At 68.8% G+C, this 14,792-nt stretch carries 13 protein-coding genes and 2 pseudogenes; 10 read left to right on the top strand and 5 right to left on the bottom strand.

Annotation, left to right across the window (positions count from 1 at the left end; genetic code table 11):
- Nucleotides 1-21: 21 nt before the first annotated feature.
- Both ACWG52_RS35780 and ACWG52_RS35775 read right to left on the bottom strand, forming a co-directional pair.
- Nucleotides 22-363, bottom strand: a complete 342-nt coding sequence (locus tag ACWG52_RS35780; protein WP_030648705.1) for an ArsR/SmtB family transcription factor — start codon at nt 361-363, stop codon at nt 22-24.
- A 310-nt stretch (nt 364-673) separates the two neighbouring features.
- Nucleotides 674-1,047 (bottom strand): annotated as a pseudogene (locus tag ACWG52_RS35775) (alanine:cation symporter family protein); the annotation flags it as partial.
- Between the two features lie 215 nt (nt 1,048-1,262).
- On the opposite strand from ACWG52_RS35775, the gene ACWG52_RS35770 reads away from it, so the two are divergent.
- The 3 genes from ACWG52_RS35770 to ACWG52_RS35760 all read left to right on the top strand — a co-directional run bounded on the left by ACWG52_RS35770 (nt 1,263) and on the right by ACWG52_RS35760 (nt 3,850).
- Nucleotides 1,263-1,937 carry a GAF domain-containing protein gene (locus tag ACWG52_RS35770; RefSeq protein WP_390168153.1) on the top strand — a complete coding sequence of 225 codons (675 nt, stop codon included), beginning with the start codon at nt 1,263-1,265 and terminating at the stop codon, nt 1,935-1,937.
- Nucleotides 1,937-2,353: a PP2C family protein-serine/threonine phosphatase gene (locus ACWG52_RS35765; RefSeq protein WP_326747052.1), complete on the top strand. Its 417-nt coding sequence runs from the start codon at nt 1,937-1,939 to the stop codon at nt 2,351-2,353. Before ACWG52_RS35770 ends, ACWG52_RS35765 begins: the two co-directional genes overlap by 1 nt.
- Before the next feature lie 216 nt (nt 2,354-2,569).
- On the top strand, nt 2,570-3,850 hold the full coding sequence (locus ACWG52_RS35760; RefSeq protein WP_326747053.1) for an ATP-binding protein: 1,281 nt from the start codon (nt 2,570-2,572) through the stop codon (nt 3,848-3,850).
- Here the strand turns inward: ACWG52_RS35760 and ACWG52_RS35755 are convergent.
- A complete protein-coding gene (locus ACWG52_RS35755) occupies nt 3,792-4,535 on the bottom strand; it encodes an MDR/zinc-dependent alcohol dehydrogenase-like family protein (protein WP_389806765.1) in 744 nt (247 codons plus the stop codon). The two genes, ACWG52_RS35760 and ACWG52_RS35755, sit on opposite strands and share 59 nt — an antisense overlap.
- An 839-nt stretch (nt 4,536-5,374) precedes the next feature.
- On the opposite strand from ACWG52_RS35755, the pseudogene ACWG52_RS35750 reads away from it, so the two are divergent.
- A pseudogene (locus ACWG52_RS35750) lies at nt 5,375-5,902 on the top strand (VOC family protein); the annotation flags it as partial.
- Between the two features lie 776 nt (nt 5,903-6,678).
- On the opposite strand, the gene ACWG52_RS35745 reads toward ACWG52_RS35750, so the two are convergent.
- Complete coding sequence (locus tag ACWG52_RS35745) at nt 6,679-7,041, bottom strand: transglycosylase family protein (RefSeq protein WP_389806766.1); 363 nt, start codon at nt 7,039-7,041, stop codon at nt 6,679-6,681.
- Nucleotides 7,042-7,223: 182 nt separating this feature from the next.
- On the bottom strand, nt 7,224-7,388 hold the full coding sequence (locus ACWG52_RS35740) for a hypothetical protein (RefSeq protein WP_389806767.1): 165 nt from the start codon (nt 7,386-7,388) through the stop codon (nt 7,224-7,226).
- Nucleotides 7,389-8,167: 779 nt separating this feature from the next.
- Between ACWG52_RS35740 and ppk2 the strand changes: the two genes are divergently transcribed.
- The 6 genes from ppk2 (at nt 8,168) to ACWG52_RS35710 (ending at nt 14,436) form a co-directional block, all read left to right on the top strand.
- Complete coding sequence (gene ppk2 / locus ACWG52_RS35735; RefSeq protein WP_389806768.1) at nt 8,168-9,145, top strand: polyphosphate kinase 2; 978 nt, start codon at nt 8,168-8,170, stop codon at nt 9,143-9,145.
- Nucleotides 9,146-9,447: 302 nt separating this feature from the next.
- Complete coding sequence (locus ACWG52_RS35730) at nt 9,448-9,855, top strand: ATP-binding protein (protein ID WP_389806769.1); 408 nt, start codon at nt 9,448-9,450, stop codon at nt 9,853-9,855.
- Nucleotides 9,856-10,812: 957 nt separating this feature from the next.
- Nucleotides 10,813-12,423, top strand: a complete 1,611-nt coding sequence (locus ACWG52_RS35725; protein WP_390137329.1) for a right-handed parallel beta-helix repeat-containing protein — start codon at nt 10,813-10,815, stop codon at nt 12,421-12,423.
- A gap of 139 nt (nt 12,424-12,562) precedes the next feature.
- Complete coding sequence (locus tag ACWG52_RS35720; RefSeq protein WP_390137328.1) at nt 12,563-13,270, top strand: TetR/AcrR family transcriptional regulator; 708 nt, start codon at nt 12,563-12,565, stop codon at nt 13,268-13,270.
- 136 nt (nt 13,271-13,406) lie between these two features.
- Nucleotides 13,407-13,616 carry an SRPBCC family protein gene (locus ACWG52_RS35715; protein ID WP_390168149.1) on the top strand — a complete coding sequence of 70 codons (210 nt, stop codon included), beginning with the start codon at nt 13,407-13,409 and terminating at the stop codon, nt 13,614-13,616.
- A 421-nt stretch (nt 13,617-14,037) separates the two neighbouring features.
- The gene (locus ACWG52_RS35710) at nt 14,038-14,436 is read left to right on the top strand and encodes an STAS domain-containing protein (RefSeq protein WP_390168185.1); all 399 of its coding nucleotides are present in this window, start codon (nt 14,038-14,040) and stop codon (nt 14,434-14,436) included.
- Nucleotides 14,437-14,792: the final 356 nt, after the last annotated feature.

The following is a 14,792-nucleotide window of genomic DNA, read 5'->3' as shown; positions in this document are numbered from 1 at the left end:
CGGTCAGGGCGGTATTCACGCTCACGAGGCCGGGACCTCGGACTCGCGCAGTTCCTCCAGCAGCTCGCTCTGCCCCGTCAGGACCTCGGTCAGGATCCGCCGCGCCGCCAGCATCAACTGAGCGACGTCCCCGCCGGCCAGTGCGTAGACGACGGTAGCGCCGTTACGGGTCGAGGCAACGATCCCCGAGCGGCGTAGGACCGCGAGCTGCTGGGACAAGGCGCAGGGCTCGACCTCGATCGCGGCCAGCAGGTCCCGCACCGGCATCGGCCCGTCCTGCAGGAGCTCCAAAACCCTTATCCGCACCGGGTGCCCGAGCATCCGGAAGAACTCGGCCTTCGCCTGATACAGCGGAACCGGCACGGTCTCGCACCCTTCTCACCACCCCGAACGGGGCATACGCCTGGCGCCGTGCCCGCGGCTACCTACTGACACAGCAATCACAGCATCTATTAAATTGCAGATTTCTGCAATTTACAGATCCTGCGATCCGCTACCCGCTGCGGGTGCACTGCCTGCGATGAATCTCGTCGAGGGACGAGGGCCAGGAGCCGGTGACGGGAGGATATTTCTTCTTCCGGGTGCTCGACTTGGCGCTCCAGAAGAACCCAATCGGGCGTGCAGAGCGCCCGCCCGCCGGGCCGCCGCGTCCCTGGCCTGAACTTCACGGGCGGCCAAGGAGGCCACGGAGGATCATCCGGAGCGTCGCGCCGGAACCCCCGATGGACACGGCGACGGCGACACCAGCGATGTTGGCGAGGCCCACCGTTCCGGAGACGGCAGCGATCAGCGCCCAGAAGTGAGCGACTGTCGAACCCTTCTCGTCACACCTGCCACGCACCACATCCACCGCAGGGCGGGACCTACGCATCCGGACCAGCCCGAACCAGCCGGAGAAGACCGGGCCGGCCACGACGAGCTGGGTGAAGATCAGCGCAAGCTGGGTCCCACCCATGGGGACGGGTTGGAAGGTGATGCCCCGAGCCATTTGGCGATGCAAGAGCGCCGATGCCGCCTCACTCGCGGGCCGTCGGCCTTGGGAAGCACTGCCGTGGCTGCACGCACCGGTCAGCGAGGAAAGCTACAGAGCTGCGGCGGTCACCCGCCGGCCCACCTCGTTCACCGCCACGCGCTCCCCGGACAAGCAACTCCTCTTCCAGCTCTACCCCGACGGCACTGGCATCAGCGTCCACATCACACCCGCCCCGCTACGGACGGCCACCTCACAGGCCACGCAGTCCGATGAATCAGTCGGTGCCCTGGTGCCGTACCACCTGACCCACCTCGCCGAAGCCGACAGCGTTCAAGACGTGACCGACGTCGTTGCCGACCAGGTCGTGCCCGCCTTCGGGCCCCAGGGCCTGGTCCTCATGAGTGCCCACGAAGGCCGCCTGCACGTCATCGGCCACCGCGGCTACAGCACGGAGTTCATCAACCGCTTCGACGGTACGCCCCTGACCTCCCGTACCCCGACCGCGCACGCGAGGGCCACGGGCGACGCCGTCTCCTTCCCCGACTTCGCCGACTTCCGGCGCACCTACCCCGACGCACCCCGCTCCGCCTCCGGGAACGCCTGGGCCTTCCTACCCCTCACCGCCTCCGGCCACAGCATCGGCTCCCCCGTCCTCTCCTACGACCAGCCCCGCCCCTTCCCACCGACCGAACCTGCTCTCCTCGCCTCCCTCGCCGGACTGATCGCCCAAGCCCTGGACCGCGCCCGCCTCTACGACGCCCAGCACACCCTCGCCCACACCGTCCAGACCGGCCTGCTGCCCCCGCCCTGCCCCACGTCCCCGGCCTTGACGTCGCCGCCCGCTACCAGTCGGCCGGCCACGGCATGGCTATTGGCGGCTACCTCTACGACCTCATCCACACTCCCACCGCCATCACAGCGGCGATCGGCGACGTCCAAGGCCACAACACCGCCGTCTTCCTGATGGGACAGGTCCGCACCGCTGTCCAGGCGCACGCCACCGCAAGCGCCTCCCCCGGAGACTTGCTCGCCCGCACCAACCGCCTCCTGACCGACCTCGACGCCGGACTGTTCACCAGCAGCCTGATCGCCCAGCTCGACCTCGCCCATCACCGCGCCCGTCTCGCCACCGCCGGACACCCGCCACCCCTGCTCCGCCACCCCGACGGCCGGACCGAATTCCTGAGGCTGCCCCCCGAACTCGTTCTGGGCATCGACCCCGAGGCCGACTACCCCACCACCGAAATCACACTTCCGCCCGGCTCCGTACTCCTCGTGTACAGCGATACCGACGGATCTCAATCGGGCGCCCCTCGACTCGGGTCCGTGACCTATCCGAACTGTTCACACACAAGACGTGACGACTGTCGCGCACAGTAGTCATGTAGTACGTTGCAGCGCCCTGTGCGCCCTTGCGACGCAGGCGGGCGCACTTGACAGCCTGCGGTTGTCGGCGGCTCCCCCATGCCGAATCGGTCGACGCGCACACAAGTGGCACGCACACGGAGAATGAAGCATGGATCCGTTGCCGGGAGCACCGTGCTCTCTGCCCTGCGGAGCGTCGGCGGCCCCGGCTCCTTCACGAAGGTGGTTGCGATGCCGACGTGGCGACTGCGGGACTTCCGCGACGACGACCTGGACCGCGCCATCCAGATCTGGGACCAGAACCAGCAGGCGGACGAGGCACCTGCCGTCTTCCCCGTTTCGGAGGTCGTGACCGCAGCCAGGGCCGGAGGACCCGCCGTGGTGGCGGTGGTCGGCGACGAGCTGGTCGGTGTCGCCGTGGCGCAGGCCTGTGGCGAGCGGGGTTGGATCATGGTGGTGGCTCTGGCCGGGACGTGGCGCAACCGCGGAATCGGGAGTTCCTTGATCGCCGAGCTTGAACGGCGCCTGCGGTCGCTGGGAGCCCGCCGGATCGGCGCGCTTCTCGCGCCGGGGGCGACGGGAACCGCAGCGTTGGAGAATTCCGGATACCGCTCCCGGGCCGGGCTCGTCTTCTACGAGAAGGTCGAACACCTCGGTGCAAGCGACGCCGGCCTCCTCGCGGAACTCGGGGGAAGGATGCTTCCGGAGGGTCTGTGGGACAGCCTCGCCGGAATGGAGCGGGAGAAAGAGGCCATCGAGCGGCGGATCGTGCTACCGCTGGCACAGTCCGTGCTGGCCGAGCAGTACGGAGTGAGGCCGCCGAAGGCGGTCATCCTCTTCGGACCGCCGGGCACGGGCAAGACCAGCTTCGCCCGAGCGGTCGCCTCGCGGCTGCGGTGGCCCTTCGTAGAACTCTTCCCCTCCCGGCTTGCATCGTCCCACGAGGGAGGGCTGGCGACCTCGCTGCGGGAGGTGTTCACGGAACTGGCCGAACTGGAGACGGTGTTGCTCTTCATCGACGAGGTCGAGGAGATCGCCTCTGTCCGGTCCGGTACGGCTGTCGACCCCAGTCACGGAGTCACCAACGAACTGCTCAAGCTGATCCCGAGCTTCCGCGACCACGACGACCGCCTCCTGATCTGCGCCACGAACTCCGTCCGCTCCCTCGACCCGGCGTTCCTTCGGCCCGGCCGCTTCGACTACGTCATCCCCGTCGGCCCGCCGGACCCGGAGGCCCGTTCGGCCGTCTGGCGGCGCTACCTCGGACCCGCCGCCGTCCATGTCGACCTGCACCCTTTGGTAGAGGCAAGCGCAATGTTCACGCCGGCCGATATAGAGTTCGCCGCTCGCAAGGGCGCCGCCACCGCCTTCGAACGCGAAGTCGCCCAGCGGAAAGGCATCCCGATCGGCACGCAGGACTACCTGCAGGCCATAGCACAGACCCGACCCACACTCACCGACCAGGCACTGAAAGACTTCGTCGAGGACACCGAGGAGTACGTGCGCATGTGACATCGAGGCACACGCCGCGGACCCGACCAGTATGCCTTCCGCGGCGACGCCCCTTCTGCCGGCTCCGCGTGCGTGCCCATGGTCCCGGTGTTCCCGCCCACGGCCGGGCCCGGGCGGGACGGGCCTGCAGGACACCGGCCTCGACCTTGGCGTACATCTCCTCCAGCGGTACGCCGGTGAGCGGAAACGCGGGGGTGCCCAGGACGAAGGCGCTGCCGAAGAAGCTGAGCCGGGCTCCGCTGGGGGGTCGGCGATCGGGTCGAGGTCGCGTACGGACTCTAATCCGCCCAGGAAGCCGAGCCGGCAGGTCCGGCCGCGCGGCCGGACCCAGGGCCGACGAGTCACGCAGGACGCTGTTGCCGACGACGCCGAACACCGCATCGAGGCCGATCTCCCGCTCCGCGACCTGCGTGACGAGCGCGCAGTCGTCGATGAGCACGTCGGCGGCGCCGAGCTCCTTCAGCAGGGGCGCCCTCAGCGGATCCCGGGGCGCGGCGATTACGGTCACCCCGTAGTCGACCGTCAGGTTAACCACGGCCTGGCCGAGCGAGGAGGTCGCTCCTCGCACCAGGACGGTCTCGCCCGGCCGCAGGTCCAGATTGCCGAACAGGCCGCTCCACGCCGCCGCGTACACCTCGGGAACCGCCGCGAGATCAGCCCAGCCCAGCGTCGAGCGGACGGCCACAACGTTAGTCGCCGGTACGGCACCGCGGAGCATGACGCCGCCGACTGCTCCCCGCGCCCGTAGGGATGGTCCCACTCAGGGGTGCCCGAAGCTGGCCTGCCGAACCTGCTCCCCCGGCTGCGGGGACGTGCTCGATGACGCTGCAGACACCAGTCGAGGGCATGGGACAACGCTGCTTCCTGGGGCGAGAGCCAACCTCAGGACGCCTGCACCTGAAGACCTTGGATGATGGGATAGGCGACGCTCTGTAGTCGGTCCCGATGGGCCAGTCGGGCCGGTGGCGTGCGCCACGAGCCACTTCGTCGGTACCGAGCAGGCGCGCCGTTGCCCCGTGCTGGTTCCGTGCTGACTTCGATCGCACAGATCCTGGGATACGGCAGGTCGTAGCCCCGATCGGATGAGTTGTCGTACCACTCGATGGTGGTCCCGATGAAGCTCGCGGCGACGATCCTGCGGATTCCGGTTGCTGATGGTGCGGCTGTTGCGGGGGAGGTCATGTGCACCACTTCCGGGGTCTGCGGGGACGTTTGGTGTGGCCACACCGTAGAAGCCCGCAGGTCGGCAGCGTATGTGGCGGGACATCACATTCAGGCACCGCCTTGTGTCCCCAACCACCACATCACCGCCTCGGACACCTTGAAGGCTTCCGGAACACCTGACCGACCACTGCCGTGAATGGGCGGACCAGCCCGTTTTACACCCCCCGGTGCTGACTCCCGTGCTGGTTCGGTGCTGACTACGCAGCGTTGAAATCGGTCTACCACCACCTCATGCCCGGCTCCATCGGCAAAGCCGCGAAGATCCTAGACGTCGGCCTGGCGGTTTGACCGGCGAGGATCAGCACGTGCTACGTGGTGACCGACGACGTCGACGGCCTGCACGATGCCTTCCGGACCGGCCTCAAGTCGGCGTACGGGAGGGTCCCCACGCGTGGGCTGCCGCGCATCGGGCCGCTGAAGGACATGTCGTACGGCGTGCGGCAATTCCTCATGACCGATCCGGGAGGCAACTGCATTCGCGTCGGGCAACCGACGAGCGGGAACCAACGCCACCGACCCGCCCCGGACGAGACCTTCGCCCGCGCACTCCACATGGCGTCCCTCTTCGCGGACTCGAAGGACGACCCGAGCGGCGCCGCAAGGTTCATCGATCGCGCTCTCCACATGAAGGACGAACGACCCACCCCGGTGCAACTGTTCCGCCTCCTGGTCCTGCGCGCGGATACCGCCGGCCGCCTCGGCGACAGCGAGACCATGACGACCGCACTCGATGAGGCCGCGGCAGTTCACCTCACCCCCGAGGAACAGGAGTCGGTCCAAGACGACATCGCACGCCTCAAGGATCTCCGAAACCAGCGGCCGCAATAGGTCCGTTCGACGGCTGCCGGAGCGTGACGCGGCGGGCTTCCGCTTCGAGCCGCGGCGGCTGAACCGAGTACCGGGGTAACTGCCTGCGGCTGAGCCCGCGTGTGGCCGACTCCCCGCTGCAACCCTGCGCCGCGCGTACGAGGTGCACGACGCCGCGCTCGCCGCGCTCGCCGCGCACACAGCCTGAATCGAGATCCCCGGCAAGCGGTTGGACAGTTGGGGAGCGCGCGGGCTTCGGCCCGGCTGGAGATGGAGTGGCCCGCCGCGCGGGCCTCCCCAGGGGCCGGCCATCGGGCGTCCTCGTCACGGCCGAGTGTTCCAGCAGGAGGGCGAGCCGGGTGAAGGTCCTGGGCGGAGTGCCTCCTCCCAGGAAGCGCAGGCTGCTGCGGATCCGGCTCGCCGGCTCGCTCTCCTCGCTTCGGCCGGGGTGGTGGAGCAGTACCGCGGCAGTCTTGCGGCTCTGGTCGAGCATGCCGAGCGTTCCACCATGGCCCCACGAGAACCGTCTCTCACGGGTGGCCATCCGGCCGAGAACGGCCAGGGATTCGGTGATCGCGGCGAGGGCCGCGTCGAGGTGGTCCGGTGTGGAGCCGCAGATGTCGGCTCAGACGGTGAGCCAGTTGGAAGCGGTGGTCGTTGGAGGCGGCCGGCCGACGCCATAGCTCGAACGGCTCGGCGAGAAGACGGACGCTATCAACAACAAAAGGACGACCGTCGGCGCGTCCAGCCCGGAGCTCCCTCGCAAAAACGCCCACCCTCCTGTCGGAGGATGCCTTTCAGCGGCGGCGTGCGCAGGTCCAAGCCCCCATGCCCTGGATCTTGGCGAGTCTCCTGGCCGTCGCGATCTGCTCCGCCTTGGTGGCGAGGTCCGCGCGTGGTGCGTATTTGCGGCCCCCTGCCGCGTCCCAGCTCGACTGGGTGAACTGCAATCCGCCGTAATGGCCGTTGCCGGTATTCGCCCGCCAGTTCCCACCGGATTCACACCGTGCGATGGCGTCCCAGTCACGGTTCGGTTTGGAGTGCACCGCAGCGGCATCGGCCCCGGAGGCGTTCAGCAAAGCCACAGTCAACAAAACCACAGTGCACGCTAGTTGACCGATCGTGCTCCGGCTTCGCCGGTCCTTGCGTTGACGCGACATCAGTCCTCCTTCGCTGTTGGGGCGGGCCTGCCGCGAACAGCGGGCGGGCCCGCGAACGACCACCTTCAGGCCGCTGCCACAGCACAGCACGGACCGACGCACCTTCAGCCGCACTTGCCGTCGGCGAAGGAGTGACGTCACCCGAACGGACGCTCTACAGCTCCTCGGGAGGCCTCCCCCGCTCAGAAGAAGCCCGCCCAGATGCGTGACACGCCGAGGTGACGGGCTCCAACCAGCGCGCCCTCCAAGCCGACCCCGGCACTACCATCGCCGCCATCGGCGAGCACAACGCCCGCAAGACCGCCGTGCCACGCACCCAGCTCCTCCTTCCCCACCGGCAGACTCATCCGAACTCCTCTTTCCTGCAGACAAGTTGACGTGTCTGGTCCCGCACCAGTGCGCATGGTGCGGCTACCGCAAGGCGGGGCCTGGTCCCGCGTCCGCCGCGCTGCCCAACTCCGACCGACGGCCTGCGCCCCCGGCATCGCCCGAGCCGAAGGCTTTCGCCGGGCCCAGGTGCGGCGGCACCTCGCATCGAACCGACACCACGGCGCCCCCTCGCGTCGCCGCGCCCCCGGGATTTCGCGTCTGGCCGGCGCTTTACCGCGTCCACCGGCACGGACGGCGCGAAATAGGGCCATGGACAAGGGGCGGGAGGCGATGGATGGCCTGGGATGCAGATGTGGCCGTGATCGGTGCGGGAGCAGCAGGGCCGAGCCTGGCGGTGGATCTTGTCCAGACCTCCCCCGGGAGCGGGCGGCACCCACGGTGATCGTGGTGGAAGCGCCGCCGGGGCCGCTGCGTTCGCCCGCCCGGACGTGGCGCTTTGGGGAAGCGGGTTCCGCTCTGCTGTCGGTGAGTTGGGACCGGCTCCGCGTATACGGCCCGGACGGCGCGTCACTCGCACCCTCTGAGCAACCGTCCGCACGGTTGGGGAATCCGCGCCTCTTGCGGGTAGGCAGCTCATGGACAGGGTGTGAGCAGACGGCAACTGGGGTGGCTCCGAGCCGGTCGACAAAGTGGCGCTCATCCTCCTCTGCAACCGAATGGCGCGCCCCGGACATCTGCACCCCGACTCCGACGGGCTTGAACGGTCAATTCGAACGCTTTCGGGTAGAAGCGGGCTGTGAACGAGCGAGAGCACAACCGCGAAGCGAATGACTTGTTGGCGGGACTCCGAATAGACAATCAGCGACCTGAGCAGCCTGTGCTGTTGGACTCCTCAGGAGCCCCGATCCGGACCTGGCAGGAGAACTATCCCTATGACAGGAAGGTACGGCGCACCGAGTATGAGCGGGCCAAACGGATCCTGCAGATCGAGTTGCTCAAGCTGCAGCGCTGGGTGAAAGACTCCGGTTCCCGGCTGGTGGTGATCTGCGAGGGCAGGGACGCCGCCGGCAAGGGGGGCACCATTCAGCGGTTCACCGAGCGGCTCAATCCGCGCGGGGCCCGGATCATCGCCCTGGACAAACCGACCGAGCGGGAAGCGGGACAGTGGTATTTCCAGCGCTACGTGCCTCACCTGCCAACTGCTGGAGAGATCGTCTTCTTCGACCGCTCCTGGTACAACCGGGCCGGGGTCGAGCGCGTGATGGGGTTTTGCACCGACGAGCAGTACAGGCTCTTCCTGCGACAGTGCCCGGCTTTCGAGGACATGCTGGTGGCCGACGGGATCCTGCTGGTGAAGTTCTGGTTCTCCGTCTCGCGCGCGGAGCAACGTACTCGCTTTGCGATCCGCCGGGTGGACCCGGTGCGGCAGTGGAAACTGTCCCCCACCGACCTGGCATCGCTCGACCTGTGGGACGCATACACGTCCGCAAAGGTGGAGATGTTCCGGGCCACCGACAACGAGCGCGCACCGTGGACCGTCGTCAAGAGCAACGACAAGCGGCGGGGCCGATTGGAGGCCATTCGTAGCCTCCTGGCCCGCATCGACTACGACCGCAAGGATCCCGAAGCCGTCGGCCGGCCCGACCCCCTGATCGTCGGCGCTGCCGACACCCTTTTGGAGGCCGGAGAAGAAGCCACCGTTCTCTCACCCACACCGCTGGCTGACCTACCCCTGGGCCCCGGCCGCCACCCGCGAGATCCGCGCGACCACTGATTCTTTGGGCAGCAGGTATCCGTTCCGACTGGTCGAGTACAACCGCCGTCGTTCAACCCGCACACAGCGTGGGTTTCGGAGGCTTCATAGCGGCCACAAGCGCAAAGGAGAACGGAGACGAGGGAAGGAGCAGCCCATGACGACGATGGTCCTGCTGATCGCGCCCATGGCGTTGGCCCTGCTGCTCGTGCACAGCCGGGGTGGGCGCCGTGCCCGACACCGGGCGAGCCGGTTCTGACGAGCGACACAGCCCGTGCGGTCCGGCGTCACACGAGAGCGCAAGCGAGGTGAACGGGGTGTCCATGCGTGCCAAGGGATGGGCCACTTCCTTTCCCGTACACCGAGGGGTTCGCGAGGCACGGCAGTGGACCGCGGAACGCCTGGACTCCCTGCAATGGACGACGGACGCCCCGGACGCGGCGCACTCCGTCCTGCTGACGGTGTCGGAGCTCGTCACCAACGCACACGTCCACGCACACAGCGACGCCGGGCTGGTGCTCACCTGGGACGGCCGGTGCCTGCACGTCAGCGTCGCCGACCGCGACCCGTGCCTGCCGGCCCAGCGCGACCCCTCACGCGAGGCGACTTCCGGACGAGGTCTGGCCATCGTCGACGCCCTCGCCGATGCCTGGGACGCCCATTCCTTCCACGGCGGCAAGAGGATCACCGCCTGCTTCCATCCCGGCGCGCCACCCGCGCCGCACACCTGACACGGCCGGCTTCGGGCGAGCAGAACCGCTGGAGCAGGTTCGAGTGGTGGCCTTTGTGACCCGGCGCCGTACTCGACGGCGCCGGGCCGGCCGTCGATGCTCAGACGGTGGGCGTCGCGAAGCAGTAGGTCGTCGTCGCCAGCTCGTTTCCGTCGTGGCTTCGGCGGCCCCTACCGCGAACGCCTGACGACCGACCGGTTCGAGAAGTCCCTGCGGGTGGTCGTCAACTCGGTGCTCTTCCGCTCCTCCGGCCAGAACCTGACCACCGCCGGCACTTACACCGAGATGGCGTCCCGCCCCACCGAGCCGGCCCTCCTCGGACTCGCCGCCCTGGCCGTCCGCAGCCGCCTGAAGCGCTTGACCCCGAACCCGCCCCGACTGTCCGCGCTGCACGGGCGCAGCCGCCCGGCGGGCCGCTTGCCGGCGTGCCGGGGACCTGGCCGGGGTGTCCGACTGCAACGTCGCCATCCGCCACCACCCGCCTGGCGGTCGCCGACAACATCCGGTCGCGTTCATCTCCCCCGAACACGGCGGACGCGAATGGCACGCCGACCCCGCCACCGTGACCCAGGCGTAAGGGACTGGTCCTGACGCCTGGCGCTTCTGCCCCCGGGCAGATCCGGGGGAACGGATGGAGCCTCCGGAGCAGTGTGCGTCCCGGCTCTTCAACGATGCGGCACGCCACCGGGCCGACCGAAGCACAGTATGACGTTCCGTCAGAACATTTACACCCAGTCCCGGGTTGTTTTCATTTTTCGAGTCTGGAACCGTCACTCCCGTAACTCACCCCCCTCACAGCGGACTTGGGTGCGGAACGTTCCGGCTGCAGAGCCCCTCACGCGCCCTGACGCGGCGCGACGCGGACTCGACGCACCCATGGTGCGCCCCTCACGGTTCGGCTACGGCCGACCGGGGGCGCCGACCGCTTCGCAAGACGAACTGGGAGACCAGGCAACAGTGAAACGTACGAGCACTCTCGCCCTGACCGCAGCACTGCTCGCTTCATCCGCACCGCTCGCCGCCATCGGAGCCGGTACGGCGCACGCCGCGGCCCGCACGTACTTCGTCAGCCCCAGCGGCAGTGACAGCAACTCGGGCACCTCCACCCAAGCTTCCTTCCGGACCCTCCAGAAGGCCGCGGACAGTGTCGAGCCGGGCGACACCGTCTCGATCATGAACGGCACATACTCCGAGCTTTCGGCGGGGTCGAACGTGCTGACCATCAAGCGCTCCGGCCTCCCCGGAGCCCCCATTACCTTCACCGCACATCCTGGCCACCATCCGGTGATCCACCCGGTGAAGGCGTGGAACGGCATCAGCGTTCACGGCGCCTCCTACATCTCCATCAAAAACCTGGAGGTCAAGGGCAACAACGCAGCCCTCACCCTGGCCGGAGCCGAACGGGAATCGAAGAAGGGCGACCCCACCTACAACACCAACTGCATCTCCCTGGAACAGGACCGGTCCACGGGTGCGCTGCCGCACCACGTCGAGGTGACCGGCAACGAGGTGCACGGTTGCGCCGGCGGCGGCATATCAGCCATCGACTCCGACCACGTGACCATCTCCGGCAACCACGTGCATGGGACCTCCTGGTACGCGGTGTACGCCACCAGCGGCATCTCCGTCCTCACCCCGCGCGACGTGGGGGGCGGCGACGCCGGGACGTACAAGATCCGCATCACCGGCAACCGCGTCCACGACAACGAGACCAAGATCAAATGGGAGAGATGCGGCTGCTACTCCGACGGCAACGGCATCATCATCGACACTCTCAAAGGCGACGCCGGCCACCCCGCCTACAGCGGACGCGTACTGGTCGCCAACAACCTCTCGTACGACAACGGCGGCTCCGGCATCCACTCCTACAAGAGCCAGCACGTCGACATCGTCCACAACACGGCCTACGCCAACGGGCGCAGCACCCGCATGGAAAGCTACGCCAACATCTTCGCGCACGACAGCACCGACGTGCGGCTGCTCAACAACATCGCGTACGGCCGGCCGGGGCAAGCGACGAACAGCAAGTCCCGCAACGTGGACGTCACCTACGACTACAACATCTACTTCGGCGGCAAGGCCCCCGAGGTCCAAGGCCCGAACGATGTCATCGCCGATCCGAAACTCGCCGAACCGGGCACCCGGGCGGACGCGGACTTCCGGCTGAGCGAGGGCTCCCCCGCTGCCGGCTCGGGTACGCCGTTCGCCGCCGTCACCACCGACTTCACCGGAGCCCGCCGCGCCGATGGCGCGCCCGACCGGGGTGCCTACGGCTTCGGCGCCAAGCGCACGGGTGGCCCGGAGAATGCCCCCGAGGCCCCCTCCCCCGACCGGCAAGGTGACGCCCCCTCCGGGAGCGGTCAGTCCGCCGGTAGTGACCTCGCCGCCTCACCGGGCGTGCAAGCCGCCAACGGCACCCACGGCGGCTCCGGGCTGAAGCCGCACAGCGGGAGCGGTCCGCTCGCGGAGACGGGCGGCTCCAGCCCGGTGCTACCGCTCGGCATCGCGGCGGTGGTCCTCGCCCTCGGCGGCGGCCTCCTGTTCGCTGCGCGGCGCAAGCGCTCCTGATCCCTTCGGACCACTTGGTCGCCGAGATATGGTGCCGGCCCCTTCTGCCAGGGTCGGCACCCCCGCGCGCCCTCCCGCAGGACCCGCGCTCATCACCTGGTTCGCCGAACGGCCCTCAGCCCCTGGCAGACTGACCACCATGGCGGCGGCAATACACCGGATCGAAGCGGCGACACCCACGGGGCGGCCGGCACCGGACCCCCCGCGCGTTGCATGGCGCAAACAGATGAGGCAGCGCGTATTGGACGCCGCTCGCGACCTCACATGCGAAGCCGGCTGGGACCAGGTCAGCCTCTCGGCCGTCGCCGCCCGCGCCGAAGTGTCGCGCCCTTCGGTGTACAAGGAGTTCGGCAACCGCGCCGGCCTGGGGCGTGCGCTGGTGGTCCTCGAAACCCAGCAGTTCCTGACGGGTGTGGCCGATGCCCTCTTTCCTGGTGCCCCCGACTCCCATGCCTGCCTCCGGGCGGCCATCCTCCACGTATTCCAGGAGGCCGACAATCGGCCCCTCGTACGGGCCGTCATCACAGCCGCCCGAAAAGGCTCCGACAGCCTCCTTCCGTATCTCACCACCCGAGCGGACCCCATATTCGACGCCGGTCGAACCCTTGTCCGGGAGTGGCTGGCCACGCGATACCCGCAACAGCACGCAGAGTCGGTGGAGATGGCCGCAGACGTCATCGTCCGCATGACCATCAGCCATCTCATCCTGCCGACCGACGACCCACACCTCACCGCCCGACGACTGGCGGCTGCGGCCCTGAAACTGCTCCAGCAGGACGTCATTTCTCACAGCGGCTCGGTCCAGCCTGCCGATAGGCCACCTGGTGGTGCGTCTGTCCGGGGGTGATGGAGTGGCCGAGCGGAGGCAGCGGCGCTGACAGGGGAACGGCTCCCCGGGTACGGCCGGGCACCCTGCTCGGCCGGCGAAGTGGAAGGATGCTCTCGTATCGCAGGTCGAAGAGTCCGTCGAGGTCGACGTCCCCGTGCGCACCGCCTACGACCAGTGGACGCGATTCGAGTCGTTCCCGCACTTCATGGACGTGGTGGAGCGTATCGAGCAGCGCACAGACACCATGACGCCTTGGGTCACGAAGGTCGGTGGGGTGACCAAGGAGTTCGAGGCGGAAGGCGCGGCCAGGAGACCGGCTCCTGACGCGGCAAGGTCTGACCCTGGCTCTGCCTCCACCGGGTGAACGCCCGCCTCCCCCGCGCGGAACCTTTCGCGCCCTCCGGAGCCGGGAACTGTTCATGGCCGGAGGGGAAAGCCCGGAGCAGGGAGGCCGGCGGAGCCGCGACGGATGCCGCCCCGTCGTGGTGTTGGTGCCGTAGCCGACGGACCACTACCCGCGGCCGCAAGCGGTGAGGGGTGCCGCTGCCGGCGGCAGTGTCGTGTCCCGCAGGTACCAGCGGTCGTCGTCCCCGGGGACGCGTGCCTGACCGTCCCCCACGAAGGCACGTCGGAGGGGGCCCTGTCCCACGGCCCGGCCAGGGCCCCTCCCCTCATTCACGCGGCGCCGGCGAGAGCGCGCCTCAGCCGTCTCCAGCACAGGCCGGGCCACGATGGAGGGCCGCGGGCCGGTGCCTGCGGGTGAAGGGAGAAGGAACTTGATCAACGTGGGCGTACAGCGCTGCGGCACCTCGGTCCTGATCAGCGCCGACGGGGAACTCGACGAGGACGCGGGCGCGGTGCTCTTGCCGGCCCTGGACCACGTCACCGCCGATGAGCGGGACCTCCTGGTGGACCTGCACGGCGTGACGACCATGGACACCGACGGCCTGTTCCACCTCCTGGACCTGCACCGGCGCGCCGAGGCCCTGCGCCTGAGAGTGTTGGTCACCGGCTGGCAGCCCCAGCCTCAGCAGCTCATGGCGGAGGTGGCCGGTATCCCGCGGCCCGGCACGGCCACCGGGGAGCGGTACGCGGTGGCAGGCTTCCGCCGGCTCCTCGAGGACCGAGCCCAGCGCGCACGGGACCACGCCGACTTCGGCGCCGGATGGCTCCCCCGCGCCTGACCCGTGGACGGGTCCGCAGTCCCAGGCGGCGACTCGTGCGAAAGGTGTCCACCGTAATCCAACCGCCTCGTGGAGTCTCACCCGGTCGCACCTCGGAGGAGGCGATTCGATGTTCTCGCCCGGCACCGTGCACGGGACGACTCCGGTGCGCAGCAGGCGTATATGACGCGGCGCAGAATTCGGCCCGTGCTGCGACCGGGGTCCGTGACGGCGATGACGGACTGCCGTCGGTAGGTGCTGCCGCCTGCAGTCCCCGCCCTCTCGTTGCCTCAGCTGAGCATCCTGACCTGGGCACCTCGGCCCCGGTTGGTCCCCCTTCGCGGCCCCGTGCACGCAGGGGCGATCTCGGGGCGACC

It is taken from the genome of Streptomyces sp. CLCI03, assembly GCF_053615355.1.
This window is presented reverse-complemented; position numbering and strand designations above follow the sequence as displayed.